Genomic DNA, 21376 nt, shown 5'->3' with positions numbered 1-21376 from the left:
GAGGGCGTCCAGCCCTCAATACGGGTGCCGGTCCGCCTTGTTCGTCCACGCCTCGTACGCGCGGGCGCCGATCTCCGGGTGGAGCTGCTTCATCTCGATCTGCCGGTCCTCGAGCGGCTTCTCGAAGTCCTCGTACTGGAAGGAGTCGTCGAAGCCGATGCCGCGCGTGTCCTCCAGGCTGCGGCTGAAATACACCGCGCTGATCCGGGACCAGTAGATGGCGCTGAGGCACATCGGGCAGGGGGCGCCGCTGACGTAGATGGCGCAGCCCTGGAGCATGCGGGCGCGCTTCGGCTCGGGGTCCGGGGAGCCCTCGGGGCGGGGGACGAGTTTCAGCGTGCTGTCGTCCCGGCGTTCCCCGGAGATCGACGGCGCGTGGGGGTTGAGCACCTGGGCGGCCTTGCGGATGGCCTCGACCTCGGCGTGGGCCGTGGGGTCGCCGGTGAGCAGGACCCGGTTCTGGCCGCGCGCGATGATTTCCCCGTCCCGGGTGATCACCGCGCCGAAGGGGCCGCCCCAGCCGTTCTCCACGGATTCGGTGGCAAGGCGTACCGCCTCGGTAATGAGTTCCTTATGGTCCAGCACGGAAGCCTCCGATCGATTCCCTGTCCCGTTTGCCCTGTAAATGGTGTATGTACTAGTCTGCTCGGGGTGAGTCCACGCGCGAGCCGTGACTCCGCGGCCGAGCATGCCACCGTTGTGATCTCCCACAAAGCGCGGCGCACCGCGGGTTGGGCGAGGAGGTCGTGATGCCCGGACCGACGCCCGCGGCACGTATGGAAGGGACCTTCATCCGGCGGGGCGACCGTGCCTACGACGGCGCCAGGTCCGACGCGGTGTGGAACGGGCTCAAACCGGAGCGCTTCCCCGACGTCATCGTCCGGGCGGTGTCCGGGCGGGACGTCCCGGAGGCGCTCGCGTACGCGCGCTCCGAGGGGTTGCGGGTCTCGATCCGCTCCGGTGGTCACAACTGGTCCGGTTCCGCGCTCCGGGACGGGAGTCTGCTGCTCGATCTCTCCCGCCTTCGGCAGTGCGACGTCGACCCGGCGTCGGCGACCGCCACCGTCGGGCCCGCCACCACCGGCAAGGGGCTGGTGTCGGCGCTCGCCCCGCACGAACTCGCCTTTCCCGTGGGCCATTGCCCGTCCGTCGGGCTGGGCGGATATCTGCTGAGCGGCGGGCTCGGCTGGAACTCCGGGGTGTGGGGGCCGGGCTGCGCGAACGTCCGGGAGATCCAAGCCGTGACCGCCGCCGGGCGGACGGTTGTCTGCAGTGAGACGGAGAACCCCGAACTGTTCTGGGCGGCCCGGGGCGCGGGGCCGGGTTTCTTCGCCGTCGTCACCCGCTTCCGGCTCCGCGCGCACCGCCTCCCGGGAGCCGTCGCGACCACCGCTCTCATCTTCCCGCTGGCCGACATCGCTCGTGTGGCGGCCTGGGCGGAGGAGACCGTGGGGGAACTCCCGGCGAACGTCGAGACGAGCCTCGTCCTCTCCGCTTCCGGCGAAGCCACCGCCCATGTCCCGCAGGGTCCGCGCGTCAAGGTCGGCATGACCGCGTTCGCCGCGACGTCCGAGGAGGCGGTGGCCGCCCTCGCCCCGGCGGACGCCTGCCCGTTCGCCGACCGCGCCGTCTCCCGGCAGCCACCCACGCCGACCTCGTTCGCCGACCTGCAGGCGGGCGCCGGCTCGGCGTGGCCGACGGAACAACGCTACGCGGCGGACACCCTGTGGTCGCGGGAGTCGTACGCGACGCAACTGAGCCGTATCGCCGACGCGGTGGCGCACGCGCCCTCCGCCAAGTCCCTCTTCCTCGCCGCGGTACGGCCCGTCTCCCAAGCGCCCGCCCTGCTGCGGAACATGGCCTTCTCGCCGCTCGGCTCCTCCTACCTCGTCGGTTACGCGATCTGGGACGACCCGACCGCCGACGCGGCCAACCGGCGCTGGCTGCGGGAGGCGATGGCCTCGGCCGACCCCTCGGGGCTCGGCGGCCGCTACATCGCCGAAACGGACTTGGAGGCCGACGCGTCCCGGGCCCGCCGGGCCTACGCGCCCGCCGACTGGGACCGTCTCCAGGAACTCAAGGCCGCCTGGGATCCGGACAACCTCTTCCACTCCTACTTGGCGCCGTGAGCCGGCCGCTCCCGCACCACGCACCGCTGTGCGGCGGTGTCCTCACTCAAGCCCGTCGCACAGCTCCAGCACCAGATCGGCCACCGCCTCCGGCGCGCGCAGCGTCGGCAGGTGGTCGGATCCCGGCAGCCGGACCAGGCGGCAGCCGGGGATGGCCGCCGCCATGTCCTCGTTGCAGCGCACGACTTCGGGCTGGTCGCGTTCGCCCAGCGCCAGCACGCACGGCACGTCGAGTTCGCCGAGCCTGCCGAAGGCGGGCGGGTCCGGTACCTGGTACGGCTGGTTGGTGAACCAGGCCGGGATCGATCCCCGGATCGTGGCCGCGGCCTCGGCGTCGTCGCCCACGCCCGCCGCCGCCCAGGTGCGCAGGGCCAGGGCGAGAATGCCGTCCGTGTCGCCCGCCTCGGCCCGCGCCTCCAGCTCGGCCATGAACTCCGGCGTGGTGAGTTCCCCGGGGTAGCCGGTGACGCCCGGGCAGAGCAGGGCGAGCGCGGCGACCCGTCCGGGGTCGTCCAGGGCGAGGCTCACCGCCGGGATGCCGCCCATGCTGGTGCCGACCAGGGCCACCCGCCGCAGCCCGAAATGGTCCAGGACCGCCCCCAAGTCCTTGACCAGGGAGTACGTCGCGGTCGCCACCGGGGAACGGCCGAATCCCCGTACGTCGTAGCGGATCACCCGATGGTGCTCCGCCAGACGTGGCACGACCGCGTCCCAGACGCGGGAATCGCCGATGCCGGGGTGCAGCAGGACCAGCGGCAGCCCGTCGCCGCCCGAGTCGTCCGCCCAGACCTCGCCGTTCTCGACCGGCACCATGAGTTCCATGGGCCAAGTCTGCTCCGATCGCAGGGGGCGACGGAAGTACGAAACGTGCCGCGGACCCCGGCATGTTCGTGGCTTCCGCCAGTACGACACCCCGGCCGACGGGAGGAAGACTTCCCGTGTACGGAGGGTCGGTGCCCGGGAAGAGCCAGGAAGCGCCAGGGAAGGGGGGCCCGCGCGATGAGTGGTCAGCTGTACGACGACTACGCCGCCAACCCCCCCGCTGATGATGCTGCGTTGCCGTGCCTGACCGCACTCGGCGGAACCGGCGGGCCCTACCGTCGCGTGGCACTCAGTGCCAGACTGAGGGGATGATCAAACGAGAGACCGGTGCGACGGACCAGGCCTGGGCGGCCCTCGGCGGAGACCCGGCCCTGCCCGCGAGCATCGTCTACGGCGGCCCCGCCGGCACGCTCGCGGCCGGACTCCCCGTGCGGGAACTGGCCCGGGCGACCGTCGCCGTCTGCGCCCTGGCCGCCGCCGAGCTGCGCACCGTCTGCGCGGGCGGCGGGCGGTTGCCTTCCGTAAGGGTGGACGACGGTGCCGTCGCGACCGCGTTCGTCAGTGAACGGTGGCTGCGCGTGGACGGCCGCGCCGTGTCGTCCTTCGCCCCGCTGTCACGGTTCTGGCGGTCCGCCGACGGCTGGGTGCGCACCCACGCCAACTACCCGCACCACCGCGCCCGTCTCCTCGCCGCGCTCGACGTGCCGGACCCCGACGGGGGCATCGAGCGAGGCAGCGAGCGAGGCATAGACGTCGAGGGGCGCGTCGCCGCCGCGCTCGCCGAACTGCCCTCCGAGCGGGCCGAGGAGACGATCTGCGTGGCGGGCGGCCTCGCCGTCGCCGTCCGGACGCCGGGGGAGTGGGCGGTGCACCCCCAGGGCGCGGCCGCCGCGCGGCGGCCGTTGCCGAGCGTCGAACGCGTCGCGGACGGACCGGTGCGCGCCCTCAGCGGGATCGGCGGACTGCGGGTCCTCGATCTGACCCGGGTCATCGCCGGGCCCGTCGCCGGCCGTACCCTCGCGCTGCTCGGCGCGGACGTGCTGCGGGTCGACTCGCCACGGCTGCCGGAGAGCCAGGACGCCCACACCGACACCGGGTTCGGGAAACGCTCGACGACGCTCGACCTCGCCCGCACGGCCGACCGGGCCACGTTCGAAGCGCTGCTGGCCGACGCCGACGTCGTCCTGAGCGGCTACCGGCCGGGGGCACTGGACCGGTACGGGCTCTCCCCGGAGGCCCTGGCCGAGCGCAGACCGGGGCTGGTGATCGGCCAGCTGAGCGCCTGGGGCACGCACGGGCCGTGGGGCGGGCGGCGCGGGTTCGACAGCCTCGTGCAAGCCGCCTGCGGGATCGCCGTCACCGAGGCGGGCCCCGACGGGCGGCCCGGGGCGCTGCCCGCCCAGGCACTGGACCACGGCACCGGCTACCTCCTCGCGGCGGCCGTCCTGCGCGCGCTCACCGAGCAGCGCAACGCCGGCGGCACGCACGTGGCGCGCCTCGCCCTCGCGCACACGGCGGCGTGGCTGACGAGCGGAACGGTGCCCCGGGACGGTGACGAGGCCGGAGAGGCATACGAGGCGGGAGAGGCGGGGGAGTGGCTGAGGGAGAGGGACAGTCCGCTGGGGCGGTTGCGGTACGCGCTGCCGCCGGTGACCTTCGACGGCGGCCCCCGGGACTGGTCACGCCCACCGGGCCGGTGGGGGACGGACGAGCCCCGCTGGAGCTGACACGCGGCGAGCGCACGCGCGAGCGTGCCGGAAAGGGCCTGTCCAGCCGGGCATCCGGCGCTCTAGGGTGTCCGGCGGATCATGTGGGCGGGCACTGCGCCCGTGGCGTCCGCACCACCGCTGCGCGGCGGTTGTCCTCAGTCTCCCCCAGCGGGCCGGATGGGACTGAGCCGGCCGGGAGATCGAGGACGCGCCCGCAGGGCGCTCAGCCGCCGCGGGCGGCAAGCCGGTCGGTAGCCGAAGATCCGCCGGACACGGCCTGGGGTCGTGAAGATCACGGGCGCGCCGGGCGTACGGCGGACCCCAGAGGGGAACGAGGTTGGCGTGGCCACGATCATCCGACGAGCTGTCCTGTCCCTTCCCGCCGCGTCACCGGGCCCCGAGAACCCGCTGCCCGCCCTGCGGCTCCGTGGCGAGGTGCACCGCGTCGACGTCGGGCAGCGCGCCGGACTCCCCGCCGACATGGCCCGGCAGCTCGGCCACGCGCCGTTGCGCACGGTCCTGCCCGTGCGGTTGCGGGACGGCTACACCCGCGAGCGGGTGCCCACCGACATCGACGCCGTCGTCATCGAGAACGACCGGCTGCGCGTCACCGTCCTGCCCGGTCTCGGCGGCCGTGTGCACTCCATCGAGCACCGGCCGACCGGCCGGCAGCTCCTCTACCGCAACCCCGTCCTCCAGCCCGCCGACTTCGCCCTCAACGGCGCCTGGGTCTCCGGCGGCCTCGAGTGGAACATCGGCGCGACCGGGCACACGACGCTCTCCGTCGCCCCGCTGCACGCCGCCCGGGTGCCCGCGCCCGACGGCGGCGAGATGCTGCGCCTGTGGGAGTGGGAAAGACTGCGGGACCTGCCCTTCCAGGTGGATCTGTGGCTCCCCGACGGCTCCGACTTCCTCTACGCGGGCGTGCGGATCCGCAACCCCCACGACCGCCCGGTACCGGTCTACTGGTGGTCCAACACCGCCGTACCGGAAACGCCGCGCACCCGCGTCCTCGCCCCGGCCGACGAGGCCTGGCACTTCGGCTACGAGCGCACGCTGAGCCGCGTCCCCGTGCCCGACCGGGACGGCATCGACCGCACCTACCCCCTGAACAGCGAGTTCCCCGCCGACTACTTCTACGAGGTCCCCGACGGGGCCCGCCGCTGGATCGCCGCGCTGGACGGCGACGGCCACGGGCTCGTCCAGACCTCGACCGACCCGCTGCGCGGGCGCAAGCTGTTCCTGTGGGGCTCGGGCGCGGGCGGCCGCCGCTGGCAGCGCTGGCTCACCGAGCCCGGCACCGGCGGTTACGCCGAGATCCAGGCGGGGCTCGCCCGCACCCAGCTCGAACACGTACCGCTGGAGGCGGGCGGGGAGTTCGCCTGGCTGGAGGCGTACGGGCCGCTCGCCGCCGACCCCGGCCGGATCCACGGCGAGGACTGGGCCGCCGCGCGCGGCGAGGTCGCGGACCGGCTGGAGGCGGCCCTGCCGCGCGCGGAGGTGGACGCCGCGTACGCCGCCTGGCGGCCGTACGCCGACCACGAACCCAAGGAACGGCTGGCCACCGGATCCGGCTGGGGCGCGCTCGAGACCGAGCGCGGCGGGTACCGGCTGCCCGGCACGCCCTTCGACCCGGCGACGCTCGGCGCGGAACAGGCGCCATGGCTGGAGCTGTTGCGGACCGGCCGCTTCCCGCACACCTCGACGGCCCGGCCGCCCGGGCCTTCCCTCGTGTCCCGGCAGTGGCGTGACCACCTGGAGGTGGCCGAACCCGATCCGGTCGTCTGCTACCACCTGGGGGTCGCCCAATGGCACGCGGGCGACCGCTCGCAGGCGGTCCGCAGCTGGGAGCGCGTCGCGGACGGCCACTGGCCCTCCCTGCGCTGCCTCGCGGTCGCCGACGAGGAGTCAGGCCACCGTGAACGCGCCGCCGACCGCTACCTCGACGCCTTCCGGCGAGCCGCCGCGGGGTGCGGCGCAGGCACCGAGGGGGCCGCCGCGGTGGCCGCGCTCGGCCGTGAGGCGATCACCGCGCTGCTCGCCGCCGACCGCGCCGACGACGCCGCCGACGTACTGGCGACGCTCCGCCCCCACGTCCGCGAGCGCGGTCGTTTCACACTGCTCAAGGCCCGGATCCTGCTCGCCCAGGGCGATGCCCCCGCCGCGCGGGCGCTCTTCGACGACGGCTTCGAGGTGGCCGACCTGCGCGAGGGTGACGAAACGCTGAGCGACACCTGGTACGCCATCGCCGAACACCTCGTCGCGGGAGGCGGACCCGTCACCGACGCCGTACGGGCCACGGCCCGCGCCCGGCACCCGCTGCCGGAGCGGTACGAGTACCGGATGCGCCCGCCGACGTGATGCCCCCCGGCCGGGGCCCCTCATCCGCCTGGCACGACCGCCTCGCCGCCCTCGCGCACGGCCGCCACGACCGCGCCGTGCAGGGCCGCCAGCCCGCCCGGCGGTACCGCGACCGGGCCGCCGGTGAGGGTGTACCACTCCTCCGCGCCGGTGTACTGGACCCGCACCGTCGCCCGGCCGTCGGGCAGCCGGGTGGTGGCGACGGTGAGGTCGCCGGTGACGACACCCACCTCGTCGGTCATCGCCCCGCCGGGCCCGGCGGTGACCTCGTCCGCGTAACGCGGGTTCTCCTCGCCCATCAGGCGCACGTGTCCAGCATCGACTTCAGCCTGTCCTTCTCCGGCCGGGTCACCGACAGCCGGTACCGGTGCTTGACGTCCGTCCACGCGCGGGCGTAGGTGCACCAGTAGGCGCGGCTCGGCGGGGCCCACTGGTCGGGTGACTGGTCGCCCTTGCTCCGGTTGGAGGCCGCGGACACGGCGATCAGCTGGGCGTGCTCCAGATCGTTGGCGAACTCCTTGCGCCGGGCCGTCGTCCAGTGATCGGCTCCGGAACGCCAGGCGTTCGCCAGCGGCACCACATGGTCGATGTCCACCTGGGACGCCGACGTCAACGTCTTGTCGTCGTAAAGGCTCTTCCAGGTGCCCGAGACGGCCCGGCACTCGTGGTCCCGCGTGACCCCCTCACCGTCCCGCCGCAGCACGACCTCCCGGGTGTCGCACCGGTCGCCCCGCTGGGCCCAGTGCGGGAACCTCGCCCGCGCGTAGCCGCCCATCGAGTGCGACGCCTCGACGGTCAGGTGGGCGAGCTCGACGCGGACGATGGCCAGCGGCGGCGGCTCGGGCATGCCGGGAGGCGCGGCGGCGGCCGGGGAGACCGCGACGGAATCGAGGGCGACGGCCAGCGCGAGGGCGAGGACGGCGACCGGGCGCCGCGCAGGCATGGTGAACATGCGTCAGGAGTACCGGACGGTGCTGATGGGGTGGGGTACCTCACCCGGTCGGTCGCGTGTCGATGAGGCCGCCCACCACCCGCACCCGGGCCCGACGCGGGCATACTCCCGTCATCCGGGCGCGGGGACGCTCTTATGGAATGCGGTTGATGTGCTCACAGGTTCGGCGGTCGGGCATTCCCCGTCGTCCGCTGAAGGCGTAGGTGTCATTGGTACCCGGACCGCAGTCGAAGGTCCCGAACTCGTTTTCGTGCACGGTGATGGTGTCGTGGCCGGCGCCGCTCTTGATGAACCCTGTCAGGACGCCGGCCGCTTGTACTTGCCCGTTGCGGGTCACGCCAGGGCGTACCGTGATGTCGTCGTCGCCTGGACTCCCGATGACGTCACCGTCATGCGCCAGACCTGAGCCGAACGGGTTGAGAACGCGGCGCCTGACCATGCCTCGGCCGGTGTCTCCTCCTGTGAGCGTGATCGAGACGCCTTCCGGAGAGGAGCCCCCGTCGATACGGGCACGGGGCCCTTCGACCGCGTAGCCTCCCTGAGCGCCTGCTGTACCGCGCTGCCGTGTCGGTGCCGATGCGCCGTCACCACCGTTCCCGCCTGTGATGAACAGAGCACTGTGACGGTCGGTACTGACCGTGACCCTCCCGTTTACCAGCCCCTCGCCTCCCAGGCCCGGTGAGCCGGCGTGAGTCGAGACCTCGTAGGTGGCCGGTCCACCGGTACCTCCGTCGCCGCCGCGCAAGGTGATCAGATTGATGCCGGGGCCTCCGTCAATGAGAGCACCGTCAACGGCTGTTCGGCCATGACCGCCGCGGCCGGCACTGATGATGTGGCGGTGGTATCCGCCTGTCGTACGTTCCGGGGCTCCGTTGCCGCCGTTGCCACCGCTGACGCTGATGGTGTCGTTGCCGTTGCCACCCAGCACGCTCCCGGGGTTTCCGACAGCCGGCTCGCCGTCCCCTCCGTTATGGTGGGCACGGGTACCGTCGGCGCCGTCGCGCCCGGTGACGGTGATGGTGTCGTTGCCGTCGCCGCCGTCAACGGTGCCGTACACGGTGCCGGTGACTTCGATGGTGTCGTCCCCGCCGGTACCGGTGACCGTCTGCCCCTTGGGTACACCGTTGGTGCAGGTGATGTGGGTGCCGTCGCGGGTACAGCCGGCCGGGTCGGCCGCGTGCGCGCTCGGCGGCACGAGAGCCAGGTGCGCCACGGCCAGCGACACCGCGATCGCGAGATGGGCCCGGCCGGTCCGCTGACGCGGCACCGGAAGGTAGTCGGTCACTGCACTCCTTTGCGACACGCCGCCCTTGAGGGCGTCGCCACGGCATGCCTGAGCCGTGGTGTGGGTGTGGGCTGGTTACCGACCCTGTAACGCCCCAACCCGGCCCGGGTGGCGGGCCGATCCCCGACTGGTGTGATGACCATTTTTCGATGGACGCTGTCACTCCGAAGAGGACGCGCGGGTCACCAAGGCTGTGTCGGCGGTTGCCGCATCGGGCCGGATTCATCCTTCCGGTATGTCGCGAGCGCGTTTGGGGTGCCACGTGACGGGCTGCCGGAGCGGGTCTGCCGGGCGTCGCTCGTCCTCACATCCCCATGTGGGACGCGGGTTCGACACGTTTTCCTGCCTGCTGGTCGGACGATTTGACCGGCGCGCTCCGTCGGCCGTAGGAAACACCCTCCCCGCGAGGGCCCCGGCGGGGGTCAGGCGGACTTGCGGTCGACGTACTCGAAGACCGAACCGTCCGGGTGGCGGGCCACGAGATTGCGGCCGATCGGGGTCGCCACCGGCCCCGCGATGATCTCCGCACCCACGCTCCGGAGATCGGCGTGCGCCTCGTCGACGTCCGTGACGGCGATGGTGGCCGTGATCTTCCGCAGGATCGACAACTCCCGCTCCGGACCGCTCATCAGGAAGAAGCAGCCGACCGCCGCGACGTCGACCCCGCCACGCCGGAAACGCAGCGCCTCGGCGCCGGTCAGCCGTTCGTAGACACCGATCGCCGCGTCGAGATCACCGACACAGACCCGTAGCGAAGTCCCCAGAATGTTCATGGAACAAGGCTAGTTGGCGCGCGGGGATCACGGGGGAGGGTGACCACTTCGCCCCCTGCTTCATCCCCCCGCCTCATACCCGGCACAGGAGTTCCCCGTTCAATACCGCGAACCACGCGTCCTCGTGCCGCCCCCACTCCCGCCACGCCGCCGCGATGCCCGCGAGCCCCGCCTCGTCCGTGTGACCGCCGGCCACCGCCAGCCGCGCGTACGAGGACGCCACCGTGCGGTCGGCCCACAACCCGCTCCACCAGGCGCGCTGCTCCGCACCGGCGTAGCACCAGGCACTCGCGGTGGCGGTGACGTCGGTGAGGCCCGCCCGCCGCGCCCAGGACAGCAGCAGCCGCCCGGCATCGGGTTCGCCGCCGCCCGCGCGGGCGACGCGCCGGTACAGGTCCAGCCAGTCGTCCAGGCCCGGCACCCGCGGGTACCACGCCATGGCCGCGTAGTCCGCGTCGCGCACGGCGACGACCCCGCCGGGGCGGCAGACCCGGCGCATCTCGCGCAGCGCGGCCACCGGGTCGCCGACGTGCTGGAGCACCTGATGGGCGTGGACGACGTCGAAGGTGCCGTCCGCGAAGTCCAGCGCGTGCACGTCACCGGTCGTGAAGCGGACGTTGTCCAGGCCGCGTTCCCGGGCGACGGCGCGGGCCCGTTCCAGCACGTCCGGCGCCGCGTCCAGACCCGTCACCTCGCCCCGCGGCACCCGTCCGGCCAGATCGGCCGTGATGGTGCCCGGCCCGCAGCCGATGTCCAGGACCACCGAGTCCGGGCGCAGTGCGGGAAGCAGATAGGCGGCGGAGTTCTCCGCGGTGCGCCAACTGTGCGAACGCAGCACGGACTCGTGGTGTCCGTGGGTGTAGACGGCCCTTGGACGCGGCATGGCGACTCCCTCGGTGTGCGCGATCCTGTCCCGCCACCGTAGAGGAGCGTCTCGGATTACGAGAGTGCTGTCTCGGTATTCGGTCTGCCCGTCATTCGGGCAGACGGTAGACGACCAGCCCCTCGTTCTCCTTCGCCATGGTCAGCGCGTGCGGTGCCTCGGCGATCTCACCGTCGTACGCCAGATGCGTACCGGGCAGGATGCCGCTGATGCGCAGTTGCCGGGCCCGGCCCGTGCCGAGCACCGGCGAGTGCTTGAGCGCGCCCGTCAACGCGGCCGCGAGCAGCCGGGTGCGGGCCAGCCGGCCGCCGTAGACCATACGGACGTCGAGGACCCCGTCGGCGAGGTCGTGGCGCCGCACGGGCGCCAGACCCACACCCCGGTAGGTGCAGTTGCCGACGAAGAGCATCCACAGCTGCCGCTCCCGGCCGTCGACCCACAAACGCACCGGCTTCGCCGAGTTCAGCACGTGCACCGCCGCCAGCACCCCGGCAGGCCAGGCCCCGATCCTGGGCGCCCACCGCTCACGGACCCGCACCAGCTCCGGATACGCGCCGATGCTGAAGGTGTTGAGGAAGTACTTGGAGGTGTCCGCGTCCGCGTTGTCGTCCGACGGCCTGAACCGCACCAGGTCGACCGCCACCGCCTCCCCGGTCTCCACGGCCCGGCAGGCGTCGGCCACGGACTCGATGCCCAGGTCGTACGCGAAGTGGTTGTACGTACCGCCCGGCAGTACCGCCAGCGGCAGCCCGTAGCGACGGGCGACGTCCGCCGCCGCGTTGACCGTGCCGTCACCACCGAAGACACCCAGCGCCCCGCCGAGTTCGGCCGCCCGGCCGGCCGCCGACCGCAGCGCCTCGTCCAACGGCTCGCCGTCGCCGTTCGTCCCGCACTCGACGACCTCCGCGAGCGGGAGCACGGCGCGCACCTGCTCCGCCACGTCCGCCCGGACCGCCGCCCGCTGCCCGGAGCCCGCGTTCGCTACCACGACGAGACCCTCGCCGCCGGGCAGCGCCGGGGCGCTCGCCCGCGGCCGGGCCGGCGGCGCGAGCTGCGACCGCGTGGGCACGAGCCCGCGCACCGCGAACGCCGCGCCCGCGCCCAGCAGCGCGCCCGCCAGGACGTCACCGGGGTAGTGCACGCCCGTGTAGACGCGGGAGAAGCACACCGAGGCCGCGATCGGCGCGAGGGCCAGGCCCCACGCGGGCTTCTCCAGCGCGACACCGGTCGCGAAGGCCACGGCGGAGGCGGAGTGCCCGGAGGGGAAGGAACTCGTGAACGGCTGGCGGGCCAGCTGCCGTATGACCGGCACGGCGTCCAGCAGCGGCCGGTGCCGGCGCACGGACGCCTTGGCGACGGTATTGACCGTCGCGGACGCCACGGCCAGCGACGCCACCCCGCGCAGCGCCGCCCGCCGCACGGGCCGCCCACCCACGACCGCGGCCCCGGCCGCCAGCCCGAGCCACAACGCCCCGTGATCGGCGCTGCGCGACAACTTGGGCAACACCCGGTCACCCCCAGGCCAATGCCGCACCGCGATCATCCTGAACACCGACCGGTCCCACGTACTCAACACACGTCGCATGCGCAAACGTGTACCCGGTCGTCGCGTTCCGATACCGGTTCCGCTGCGCGGGGGCATTGACGGTTGCCGGGTGCGGCTTCGTTGCCGCTGCGCGGGGCGTGCCCGCTGCGCGGGGCTGTTCAGGTGCGGTGCCGGGCCTCCGCGGGCCCCTTGCGGGGCTGCTTCGCTTTACGCCCCGCAAGGGGCCCGCTCCGACCCGCCACCTTCCGTGGGTGGGTAGGGAAAGACAGGCCCGCTGTGGCCGGGACGTCTGCCGACGGCGGGGCATCATCCTTACGCCTTCGCGGCCCCGTCCGCCGGGAGCCGGTAGCGGCTTGCCACGGCCCTGAGCGGCTGACGGGCGGCGCACAGCCGCTGGGCCCCGCGCCGGCGGCCACAGCCCCGCGCAGCGGATACGGTGCCGCGCTCGGTAACCGTCAAAGCACCGCGCAGCGGACCCGGTGTCACCCGGCTGACCGTGCCGGACCGCCGGGGGGCGGGGGATCTGCCAAGGTGGGGCGAGGGCGATCACCGTCCGCGTGAGCGCGGAGGAGGTACGGATGCAGGCGAGCTTTCCGCCGCTTCCCGCTCTGACCGCGCCGGAGCGCGGGCTGCCCGTTCTGGCGGAGCTGGCCGCGCAGGTCGCGGAGGCGGCCGGGCGGACCGGGCCCGAGGCGGTCGGGGGCGGCAGTGAGCTGCGGGCCGCCGCCGGGGGGTACTGGACGCGGCGCGGGCTGCCCACCGATCCCGGTGACGTCATCGCGGCCCCCGGCGCCGAGCCTCTCCTGCTCGCGCTGTTCGCGGCGGCGGGCGGGGACGTCCTGCTGACCCGGCCGTGCGCCGCCGCGTACGGGCCGCTCGCCCGGCTCGCCGGGCGGTCCGCCTACCACGTGCCCGTCACGGCCGAGAGCGGCGGTGTCCCCGATCCGTTCGCACTGCTGGAGACCGTGCGGCGGATCCGCGCCGAGGGCGGCCGGCCCCGGGTGCTGCTGCTGTCCGTCGCCGACGACCCCACCGGCACCGTCGCCCCGCCCGAGATCCTGCACGAGGTGTGCGAGGCCGCCGTCGCCGAGGAGCTGACCGTCATCAGCGACGAGACGTGGCGCGACACCCGGCACGACCCGCACGGCACCGTCTTCGTCGGGCCGGCCGAGATGATCCCCGGACACGTCGTCGTCCTCACCGACCTCGCGGGCTCCCTCACCCCCACCGCCTGGCCCGCCGCAGTGGCCCGCTTCCCCCCGGCGGGGCGCGGGCCCGTCCTGCGGGGCAGGGTCGTCTCCGCCCTCACCGCCGTACGGGCCGAACTGCCGCCCCCCATCGCCGCCGCCGCGGCCTACGCGCTGGGGGAGCCCCAGCCCGTGCGCTCCCGGTCCGCCGCCCTGTGCCACCTCTACGGCTCGCTCGCCGCCGCCGCCCGGGAGCGGCTGACCGCCGCCGGGGTGCTCTGCCGGCCCCCGCAGACCGGCCCCTACCTCTACGCCGACCTGGGCGAGCTGCGCGCGCCCCTCGCCGCCCGTGGCATCACCGACTCCGTCGACTTGGAAGCCCACCTCAGCGCGCGGCTCGGCCGCCCCGTCCCCGGCGGCCACCGCTTCGGCGACAGCCCCGACACGCTCCGGGTCCGGCTGTCCACCCCCACACTGCTGGGCCACGCCGACGAACAGCGCCAGCGCGCCCTCGACGCCCATGATCCGCTGGAAGTCCCCGATGTACGGGCGGCGTTGAGCGAACTGGGCTCGGTCTTCCGCGGAATCGCCGGGTGCTGACCGTGACCCACCGCGGGCCGTGGCGGGTGCACCACTGCTGCGCGGCGGTGTCCTCAATCTCCCCCAGCTACCGCTGGGAGGTGCCCCCAGCGGGCTTGAATCAAGCCCGTCCGGCGATTGAGGACGCGCCCGCAGGGCGCTCGCCGCCGCAGGCGGCAAAGCCGGCCCGCAGCCGAAGAACCGCCGGCCAGGCGAGCGGCGGCAAAACCGGCCCGCAGTCGGGGAACCGCAGGGGCGGTCAGCCGCCACGCACCCGCCGCCACACCGCAGGAACCGCTCCGACGGCCACCGTCAGGGCGACGGCGGCGACCACGCCCTGCCAGGGGCGGGCGAAGAGCGAGCCGCCCAGGACGCCGATGACCTGGTACGTCGCCGCCCACGCCAGCGCGGCCGGGAGCGCGCCCCGGGCGAAGCGGCGGGCGGGCAGGCGGGCGAGCAGACAGGCCAGCATCACCGGGATCCGCCCGGCCGGCATCAGCCGGGACAGGACGAGTACGGTCACCCCGTGCTCGTCCAGCCCCGCCCGCGCCCGCGCCAGCCGCTCCGGCGCGGCCCGCTCCCGCAGCCGGGCCAGCCAGCGCGAGCCACTCCGTGAGGCGACCCCGCGCAGACCGAGCCCGTACAGCGCCAGGTCGCCGAGGAACGCCGCCCCGGCGGCGACCAAAAAGACCCACAGCAGGGAGAACGGCGAACTCTGGTGGAACGCCACCACCGCCGCCGAACTCACCACCGCACCCGTCGGTACCACCGGAACCAGCGAACCCAGCACCACCAGCAGAAACAGCGAGGGATAGCCGACCGCCTGCTGGGTGGACTCCGGCGGCACGACCCGCGTCACCGTCTCGGCCAGCGACCCGATCACACCGTCTCCGTCGGCCGCACCGACTCGCCGTGGGCCGGCCGGTGTACCACCGCCTTCGGCGCGAGCCGGGCGGCGAACCGCGCGAACTCCTCGCCCGGCGCGTGGAATTCGTGCGGCCGGACCGCGTCCATGCCGATCGGCCAGTACGTGCCGTAGTGCACCGGCACCGCGTGCGCGGCGTCGAGCAGGGCCAGGGCCCGCGCCGCGCGGTGGGCGTCGAGATGCCCGTGGCCGAGGAACGGCCCCCAGCCACCGACCGGCAGCAGTGCCACGTCCACGGGCCCCACCTCGTCGGCCATGGCCGCGAACAGCCCCGTGTCACCGGCGAAGTACGTCGTGGCCTCACCGCGCACCACATAACCCAGCGCGGGCACCCGGCGCGGCCCGTACGGCCGCCGCCGCCCGTCGTGCTCGGCGTGCACCGCCCGCACCCGCAGTGCCCCCACGGTCAGCTCGTCCCCGGGCGCGGCCTCACTCAGCAGCAGGCCACGGGCGGTGGCCACCTTCCGCAGTCCGGGCACCGCCATGGGTGCGCCCCGGGGCACCACCAGGCGAGTGCCGGGGGCGAGCCGGGCCAGGGAGCCCAGGTGCAGATGGTCGGCGTGCAGATGCGAGACGAGCACGACGTCCGCGACGGCTGCCGCCGGGGGCGGCGGCGCGCCCCGGCGGCGCCGCAGATGCCCCAGCCGCCGCGCGAAGAGCGGGTCGGTCAGCACCCGCACCCCGGAGTCCTCCACCGTTGTGCTGGCATGCCCCCACCAGGTGATCTCCACCGGCATCCGGGCACCTCCCCGTATCGCTTCCCGCGTCACTTGCGCCACGCGCGTATGCGTCCCGAGCGTAGTTCAGCCGCGCCCGCCACCCCCTGCCCGCCTCCCGCACATCCCGCGCCTGCCGCACCTCGTGCCCTCAGGAACGTGCCTCGACGACGTGGACGCACAGCGGCCGCCCGTACACCGGGTGCGTCGTCTTCCGCTCGCGGCGCATGCCGAGCTTGCGCATGACCCCCTCCGACGCGTCGTTGCCGACGGTGTGGACGCTGACGACCCGGGCCAGACCACGTTCGCGCAACGCGAAGTGCAAGGCCGCGCGCGCCGCTTCGGTGGCCAGGCCACTGCCCCAGAACGCACGGCCGAGGCGCCAGCCCAACTCCACCGCCGGCAGGATCTCCGGCAGGAAGCGCGGCACCGACAGCCCCACGAAACCGGCCAGTTGACGACTCTGGCGCACCTCGACCGCGAAGAGCCCGACACCCAGCTCCTCCCACTCCCGCTCCCACGCGGCGATCGCGTCGGCCGTCTCGGCCCGGTCCCGCACCGAACCGTTCCCGATCCAGCGCATCACCTCCGGGTCGGCGTTGATGGCGGCCATCGGGTCCAGGTCGTCCGCGCGCCAGCGGCGCAGCGTCAGTCGGGGAGTGCGAAGGGTGGTCATGCCGCCATCCTGCCCAGGGACGGCTCCGAAGCCACGTGCGAAGGGAATGATCTGTGAAGTACGGGGATTGAGAGGGACAGAGGTGACACAGTCGCCCCGGGTCACATCGGGTCGCCCCGGGGGCCCGGCCGTCCGTAGCACCGCTGTGCCACGCTGGAGGAGAGCCCGTCGGAGCCCCCTCCCGCGGCGCGGGCGGTGATCGTGAGGTGAAACGCGTTGCGCAGGCCCCGATGGCGGACCGTGGGCGGAGCCCTGATCAGGGTCGTTGCCGTATGGGCGGTCAGCACCCTCACCCTGCTGCTCCTCGCCCTGATCCTGCCCGACGTCCGACTGCAGTCCGCCGACGGTGAGAGCACCACCCGCGTCGCGCTCGCCGCCGCCCTCGGGGCCGGGGCGTTCGGCCTGCTCAGCGCCCTGGTGTGGCCCGTGCTCGTGCGGGCCCTGCTGCTCGTCCCCGCCTTCGTGCTCGGGCTGCTGGTGTTCTTCCTCAACGGCTCCCTGCTGCTGATAGCCCTGCGCCTGGTGCCCGTCGGCAACGGCGCGGCCGAGCCGGAGACCGCCGTCGTGGTCGCCGCCGCGATGTCCGCGGCCTCCTCCGCGACCAGCACCTTTCTCGCCGTCCGCGACGACGGCGCCTACCGGCGGCGGCTCACCCGCCTCGCCGACCGCAAAAGACGCCGCCGGGGCGCGGCGGACGGCCCGACCACTCCCGGCACGGTGTTCCTCCAGCTCGACGGCGTCGGCCACGACGTGCTGCGCGAGGCCTTGCGCCCGCGCACCGGCAGGGGCGGCCGGAGCGGGCCGCCGCTGATGGAGACCGTCGCCGGGTGGGCCGCCGACAGCCACCGGCTCACCCCGTGGCGCACCGACTGGTCCAGCCAGACCGGTGCCAGCCAGCTCGGCATCCTGCACGGCACCAACGAGGACGTGCCCGCCTTCCGCTGGTACGAGAAGGAGACCGGCGAGGTGCTGGTCAGCGGGCGGCCCGCGGGCGCGGCCGAACTCCAGCGCCGGGCGGTGGCCCGCACCGGGGACGCCGGGCTGCTGAGCGCCGACGGCGCCAGCCGCGGCAACCTCTTCAGCGGCGGCGCCGAGCAAGTCGCCCTCGTGCTGTCCGTCGCCGCCCGCCGCGGCAGACACAACCGCTCCCGCTCCGGCTACTTCGCCTACTTCTCCGACCCCGCCAACGCCACCCGCACCGCCGTCTCCTACGTCGCCGAAGTCCTCCGGGAGATCGGTCAGTCCACCCGCGCCAAACTCCGCCGCGAGCACCCCCGGCTCGGCCGCGGCGGCCTCTATCCCTTCGTCCGCGCCTTCGCGACCGTCGTGGAGCGGGACGTGGTCGTCGCGGCCGTCATCGGCGACATCCTCTCCGGGCGCACCGCCGTCTACGCCGACCTCGTCGGCTACGACGAGGTCGCCCACCACTCCGGGCCACGCGGCCGGGACACCCACCAGGTACTGCGCCGCCTCGACCGCGCCCTCGCGCTGATCGCCAAGGTCACCGAGCACGCACCGCGCCCGTACCGCCTGGTGCTGCTCTCCGACCACGGCCAGAGCCCCGGCGAGACCTTCGCCGCCCGCTACGGCCTGACCCTGGAGGAGCTGGTGCGCACCGCCCGCGCCCCCCGTGCCGGGCGGGAGCCGGTCGTGCTGGCGTCGGGCAATCTCGGCCTGGTCTCCTTCCCCGACCTGCCCGGCCGGGCGAGCCGGGAGCGGATCGAGGAGCGCCACCCCGGGCTGCTGCGCACGCTCGCCGATCACCCGGGGATCGGCTTCCTGCTCGTACGCTCCGAGGAGTACGGGCCCGTCGTCCTCGGCCCCGGCGGGACCGAGCACCGGCTGGACACCGGCGAGGGCGCCGGGGACAGCCCGCTGCGGGCGCTCGGTCCCGGCGCGGAGGAGGCCGTACGGCGCACGGCGGGTTTCCCGCACACGGCGGACATCATGATCAATTCCGCCTGTGACCCGGCGACCGGCGCGGTGCACGCCTTCGAGGAGCAGATCGGCTCGCACGGCGGTCTGGGCGGCGAGCAGAGCCGGCCGTTCCTGCTGTGGCCGAAGGAGCTGAGCCCGCCCGTGGCGGAGGGCGAGGAGCTGGTCGGAGCGGAACGGGTGCACCGGGTGCTGCGCCGCTGGCTGCGCGAGGCGGACGGACCGCAGATACCGGTGGGTCGGATTCCGGTCCACCGAGAGGTGCTGGACGAATCGCTGCCGATGGGCGATTTGCCTGCACCTTTTGCGGTCGGCAACCCGGGAATGCTTGACAAAACTCAGTGATTTGGCGGAGTGTCGCGCCTCGTTGAACCATGTGTTGTCGCACGACCGGCGATTTCGCCAGCAGGACGAGAGGCGCACCACCCCATGCACGAAACCGACGGCAAGACACGCCGTTTCGGCCTTCCCACCGCCATAGCCCTGGTCATGGGGAACATCATCGGCGGCGGCATCTTCCTGCTCCCCGCCTCGGTCGCCCCCTTCGGGACGGTCAGCCTGCTCGCCTTCGGCGTCCTGACGATCGGCGCGATCGCGCTGGCCCTCGTCTTCGGACGGCTCACCGAACGCTTCCCGCGCACCGGCGGCCCGTACGTCTACGCCCGCGAGGCGTTCGGTGACTTCGCCGGGTTCCTCTCCGCCTGGTCGTACTGGACGATGACCTGGGTCAGCAACGCCGCGCTGGCGGTCGCCGGCGTCGGCTACGTCCACGTGCTGACCGGCGACGACGGCTCCAAGGCCGGGGACCTGGCACTGGCCCTGGCCATGATCTGGCTGCCCGCCCTGGCGAACCTCGCCGGTACCCGCTGGGTGGGCGCGGTCCAAATGATCTCCACGGTGCTGAAGTTCGTGCCGCTGCTGTTCGTCGCCGTCATCGGGCTGTTCTTCTTCGACCCCGACAACCTCGGCTCCTTCACCGCCGGCGACGGCAACTGGACCGGCGGGCTCACCGCCTCGGCCGCGATCCTGCTCTACAGCTACGTCGGCGTCGAGTCGGCCGCGATGAGCGCGGGCGAGGTCCGCGACCCGGAGCGCAACGTGGGACGCGCCAGCGTCTTCGGCACCATCGGTGCCGCCGTGGTGTACCTCCTGGGCACGCTCGCCGTCTTCGGCAGCGTCCCGCACGACAAGCTGGTCGGCTCCACCGCCCCGTTCTCCGACGCGGTCAACGCGATGTTCGGCGGCGAGTGGGGCGGCACGGTGATCGCGGCCTGTGCCGTGATCTCCATCGTCGGCGCGCTCAACGGCTGGACGCTGATGAGCGCCCAGGCGCCGTACGCGGCGGCCGAGGACGGCCTCTTCCCCGCCGTCTTCGCCAAGAAGCGGCGCGGGGTGCCCACGGCGGGCGTCCTGGCCGCCGCGATCCTCGCCTCGCTGCTGACCGTCATCAACTACACGTCGGGGGTGGCCGGGGTCTTCGAGATCCTCGTGCTGATCACGACGTTCTCGGCGACGGTCCCGTACCTGCTGTCCGCCGCGGCGCAGGTGTACTTCCTGCTGACCGGACGACGCGAGAAGATCCACCCGGCCCGCTTCACCCGTGACATGACGCTCGCGCTCGGCGCCTTCGCCTTCTCCTTCTGGCTGGTCGCGGGTGCGGGGTACGCGGCGGTGTACCAGGGCGTGCTCTTCCTCTTCGCGGGGATCCTCGTCTACGTGTGGATGGTGGGCCGCCGCGCTGCGGGTGACGCGCCTGAGGTGCCGGCCGCTGCCGCTGGGCGGTAGGGGGCGGTCCGCTGCGGGCCGGTGCCGGGCGCACCACCGCTGCGCGGCGGTTGTCCTCAATCGCCGGACGGGCTCGTTTTGCTGGGCCCAGCCACTTCGAGTCCGCCCGGATGGGCTTGTTTTGCCGGGCCATCCCCATCAGCCCGTCCGGGCTGGTTTCGGCTGAGGCAGCCAAAACCAGCCCGTCCGGCGTTTGAGGACGCGCCCGCAGGGCGCTCGCCGCCGCAGGCGGCAAGACGGGCCGGTAGCCGAAGATCCGCCGCCAGGCGAGAGGCGGCAAGACGGCCGCCGGACACGGCTACGCCGTGACGCCCCCGTCAAGCACCAGCTCCGTCCCCACCGTGTATCCCGCCTCCGCCCCCGCCAGGTACAGCACCGCCGCGGCGACCTCCTCGGGCGTGCCCGCCCGGCCCGCGGGGACTTCGCGGGACATGCGTTCGGCCTTGGCCGGTGCCGACTCGCCCGGCAGGGAGGACATCGACGTCTCGATGGGGCCGGGGCTGACGGCGTTGATCCGGACTCCGTCGCCGATGTGGTCCAGGGCCGCGTTACGAGTCAGCGCCGAGACCGCCGCCTTGCTCGTGGCGTACGCGGCCAGGCTCGCCTTGCGCAGATGGGCGCCGAGGTTGGACGAGACGTTCACGACGGCGCCGCCGCCGTGGGCGCGCATGTGGCCGATCTCGTACTTCATCGACAGATAGACACCGGTGAGGTTGGTGGCGATGATGCTCTGCCAGTCCTCCTCGGGAATGTCGGCGAGCTTGGCGGGCGGGACGAACAGCCCGACGTTGTTGACGGCCACGTCGAGGCCGCCGAAGCGCTCCACGGTCTGCCGGACCAGGTCCTGGACGTCCGCGGAGCGGGTGACGTCGGCGGTGACCGCCGCGGCCTCGCCGCCGGCTCCCTCGATGAGCGAGACGGTCTCCTTCAAGGGCTCCGCCCGACGGCCCGCGACGACGACCCGGGCCCCCTCCCGCGCGAACGCGAGCGCGACGGCCCGGCCGATCCCCGTACCACCGCCGGTGACGAGAACGGTCTTGCCGGTGAAGCGTGCGGTCATGACGACGACTCCTTGCGTGAGGAACGCGAATAAAGCACTGAATAGAGAACGAT

The 21376-nt window shown here is 73.6% G+C and carries 18 protein-coding genes; 6 read left to right on the top strand and 12 right to left on the bottom strand.

Annotation, left to right across the window (positions count from 1 at the left end):
- Positions 1-15 precede the first annotated feature (15 nt).
- The gene (locus ACZ6MA_RS09785) at positions 16-582 is read right to left on the bottom strand and encodes a nucleoside deaminase (RefSeq protein WP_469433125.1); all 567 of its coding nucleotides are present in this window, start codon (positions 580-582) and stop codon (positions 16-18) included.
- 167 nt (positions 583-749) lie between these two features.
- Between ACZ6MA_RS09785 and ACZ6MA_RS09780 the strand changes: the two genes are divergently transcribed.
- On the top strand, positions 750-2129 hold the full coding sequence (locus ACZ6MA_RS09780) for an FAD-binding oxidoreductase (protein WP_469432494.1): 1380 nt from the start codon (positions 750-752) through the stop codon (positions 2127-2129).
- Positions 2130-2171: 42 nt separating this feature from the next.
- On the opposite strand, the gene ACZ6MA_RS09775 is transcribed toward ACZ6MA_RS09780, so the two are convergent.
- Positions 2172-2951 carry an alpha/beta fold hydrolase gene (locus ACZ6MA_RS09775; RefSeq protein ID WP_469432493.1) on the bottom strand — a complete coding sequence of 260 codons (780 nt, stop codon included), beginning with the start codon at positions 2949-2951 and terminating at the stop codon, positions 2172-2174.
- Between the two features lie 308 nt (positions 2952-3259).
- Here ACZ6MA_RS09775 and ACZ6MA_RS09770 point away from each other — a divergent pair, with 308 nt between their 5' ends.
- Positions 3260-4678, top strand: a complete 1419-nt coding sequence (locus ACZ6MA_RS09770; protein ID WP_469432491.1) for a CoA transferase — start codon at positions 3260-3262, stop codon at positions 4676-4678.
- Between the two features lie 324 nt (positions 4679-5002).
- Positions 5003-7021, top strand: coding sequence for a DUF5107 domain-containing protein (locus tag ACZ6MA_RS09765; protein WP_469432490.1), 2019 nt, complete (start codon positions 5003-5005; stop codon positions 7019-7021).
- 20 nt (positions 7022-7041) lie between these two features.
- Here the strand turns inward: ACZ6MA_RS09765 and ACZ6MA_RS09760 are convergent, their stop codons facing one another.
- The 6 genes from ACZ6MA_RS09760 to ACZ6MA_RS09735 form a co-directional block, all read right to left on the bottom strand.
- Positions 7042-7320, bottom strand: coding sequence for a hypothetical protein (locus tag ACZ6MA_RS09760; RefSeq protein WP_469433124.1), 279 nt, complete (start codon positions 7318-7320; stop codon positions 7042-7044).
- On the bottom strand, positions 7320-7973 hold the full coding sequence (locus ACZ6MA_RS09755; protein ID WP_469432489.1) for an HNH endonuclease family protein: 654 nt from the start codon (positions 7971-7973) through the stop codon (positions 7320-7322). The genes ACZ6MA_RS09760 and ACZ6MA_RS09755 overlap by 1 nt, the downstream gene beginning before the upstream one ends.
- 133 nt (positions 7974-8106) lie before the next feature.
- On the bottom strand, positions 8107-9258 hold the full coding sequence (locus ACZ6MA_RS09750; RefSeq protein ID WP_469432487.1) for a hypothetical protein: 1152 nt from the start codon (positions 9256-9258) through the stop codon (positions 8107-8109).
- 422 nt (positions 9259-9680) lie between these two features.
- Positions 9681-10031 carry a VOC family protein gene (locus ACZ6MA_RS09745; RefSeq protein WP_469432486.1) on the bottom strand — a complete coding sequence of 117 codons (351 nt, stop codon included), beginning with the start codon at positions 10029-10031 and terminating at the stop codon, positions 9681-9683.
- Between the two features lie 73 nt (positions 10032-10104).
- A complete protein-coding gene (locus ACZ6MA_RS09740; RefSeq protein WP_469432484.1) occupies positions 10105-10914 on the bottom strand; it encodes a class I SAM-dependent methyltransferase in 810 nt (269 codons plus the stop codon).
- A gap of 91 nt (positions 10915-11005) precedes the next feature.
- Complete coding sequence (locus ACZ6MA_RS09735) at positions 11006-12499, bottom strand: phosphatase PAP2 family protein (protein WP_469432482.1); 1494 nt, start codon at positions 12497-12499, stop codon at positions 11006-11008.
- A 539-nt stretch (positions 12500-13038) separates the two neighbouring features.
- Here ACZ6MA_RS09735 and ACZ6MA_RS09730 point away from each other — a divergent pair.
- Positions 13039-14247, top strand: coding sequence for an aminotransferase class I/II-fold pyridoxal phosphate-dependent enzyme (locus ACZ6MA_RS09730; protein ID WP_469433123.1), 1209 nt, complete (start codon positions 13039-13041; stop codon positions 14245-14247).
- 238 nt (positions 14248-14485) lie between these two features.
- Here the strand turns inward: ACZ6MA_RS09730 and ACZ6MA_RS09725 are convergent, their stop codons facing one another.
- The 3 genes from ACZ6MA_RS09725 to ACZ6MA_RS09715 all read right to left on the bottom strand — a co-directional run bounded on the left by ACZ6MA_RS09725 (position 14486) and on the right by ACZ6MA_RS09715 (position 16543).
- Positions 14486-15109, bottom strand: coding sequence for a DedA family protein (locus ACZ6MA_RS09725; RefSeq protein ID WP_469432480.1), 624 nt, complete (start codon positions 15107-15109; stop codon positions 14486-14488).
- The gene (locus tag ACZ6MA_RS09720; RefSeq protein ID WP_469432479.1) at positions 15106-15888 is read right to left on the bottom strand and encodes an MBL fold metallo-hydrolase; all 783 of its coding nucleotides are present in this window, start codon (positions 15886-15888) and stop codon (positions 15106-15108) included. Before ACZ6MA_RS09720 ends, ACZ6MA_RS09725 begins: the two co-directional genes overlap by 4 nt.
- 130 nt (positions 15889-16018) lie before the next feature.
- Positions 16019-16543 carry a GNAT family N-acetyltransferase gene (locus ACZ6MA_RS09715; protein ID WP_469432477.1) on the bottom strand — a complete coding sequence of 175 codons (525 nt, stop codon included), beginning with the start codon at positions 16541-16543 and terminating at the stop codon, positions 16019-16021.
- A 216-nt stretch (positions 16544-16759) separates the two neighbouring features.
- Between ACZ6MA_RS09715 and ACZ6MA_RS09710 the strand changes: the two genes are divergently transcribed.
- On the top strand, positions 16760-18823 hold the full coding sequence (locus tag ACZ6MA_RS09710) for a phage holin family protein (protein WP_469432475.1): 2064 nt from the start codon (positions 16760-16762) through the stop codon (positions 18821-18823).
- A gap of 84 nt (positions 18824-18907) precedes the next feature.
- Positions 18908-20263, top strand: a complete 1356-nt coding sequence (locus ACZ6MA_RS09705; protein WP_469432474.1) for an amino acid permease — start codon at positions 18908-18910, stop codon at positions 20261-20263.
- Positions 20264-20561: 298 nt separating this feature from the next.
- Here ACZ6MA_RS09705 and ACZ6MA_RS09700 read toward each other — a convergent pair whose 3' ends face one another.
- Positions 20562-21323 (bottom strand): SDR family NAD(P)-dependent oxidoreductase, encoded by a 762-nt coding sequence (locus ACZ6MA_RS09700; RefSeq protein ID WP_469432473.1) that lies wholly within the window; start codon positions 21321-21323, stop codon positions 20562-20564.
- Between the last annotated feature and the right edge of the window lie 53 nt (positions 21324-21376).

The organism is Streptomyces sp. NPDC042259, from assembly GCF_055582085.1.
Note: the sequence above shows the minus strand (reverse complement) of the source record. Positions and strands in the feature narration are given on the sequence as shown.

What these genes read in the sequence shown, in the direction of transcription:
- ACZ6MA_RS09720 (WP_469432479.1), bottom strand. Translation starts at nt 15,888, where the DNA reads ATGCCGGTGGAGATCACCTGGTGGGGGCATGCCAGCACAACGGTGGAG.
- ACZ6MA_RS09735 (WP_469432482.1), bottom strand. Translation starts at nt 12,499, where the DNA reads ATGCGACGTGTGTTGAGTACGTGGGACCGGTCGGTGTTCAGGATGATC.
- ACZ6MA_RS09730 (WP_469433123.1), top strand. Translation starts at nt 13,039, where the DNA reads ATGCAGGCGAGCTTTCCGCCGCTTCCCGCTCTGACCGCGCCGGAGCGC.
- ACZ6MA_RS09755 (WP_469432489.1), bottom strand. Translation starts at nt 7,973, where the DNA reads ATGTTCACCATGCCTGCGCGGCGCCCGGTCGCCGTCCTCGCCCTCGCG.
- ACZ6MA_RS09700 (WP_469432473.1), bottom strand. Translation starts at nt 21,323, where the DNA reads ATGACCGCACGCTTCACCGGCAAGACCGTTCTCGTCACCGGCGGTGGT.
- ACZ6MA_RS09780 (WP_469432494.1), top strand. Translation starts at nt 750, where the DNA reads ATGCCCGGACCGACGCCCGCGGCACGTATGGAAGGGACCTTCATCCGG.
- ACZ6MA_RS09745 (WP_469432486.1), bottom strand. Translation starts at nt 10,031, where the DNA reads ATGAACATTCTGGGGACTTCGCTACGGGTCTGTGTCGGTGATCTCGAC.
- ACZ6MA_RS09715 (WP_469432477.1), bottom strand. Translation starts at nt 16,543, where the DNA reads ATGACCACCCTTCGCACTCCCCGACTGACGCTGCGCCGCTGGCGCGCG.
- ACZ6MA_RS09740 (WP_469432484.1), bottom strand. Translation starts at nt 10,914, where the DNA reads ATGCCGCGTCCAAGGGCCGTCTACACCCACGGACACCACGAGTCCGTG.
- ACZ6MA_RS09775 (WP_469432493.1), bottom strand. Translation starts at nt 2,951, where the DNA reads ATGGAACTCATGGTGCCGGTCGAGAACGGCGAGGTCTGGGCGGACGAC.
- ACZ6MA_RS09770 (WP_469432491.1), top strand. Translation starts at nt 3,260, where the DNA reads ATGATCAAACGAGAGACCGGTGCGACGGACCAGGCCTGGGCGGCCCTC.
- ACZ6MA_RS09760 (WP_469433124.1), bottom strand. Translation starts at nt 7,320, where the DNA reads ATGGGCGAGGAGAACCCGCGTTACGCGGACGAGGTCACCGCCGGGCCC.
- ACZ6MA_RS09705 (WP_469432474.1), top strand. Translation starts at nt 18,908, where the DNA reads ATGCACGAAACCGACGGCAAGACACGCCGTTTCGGCCTTCCCACCGCC.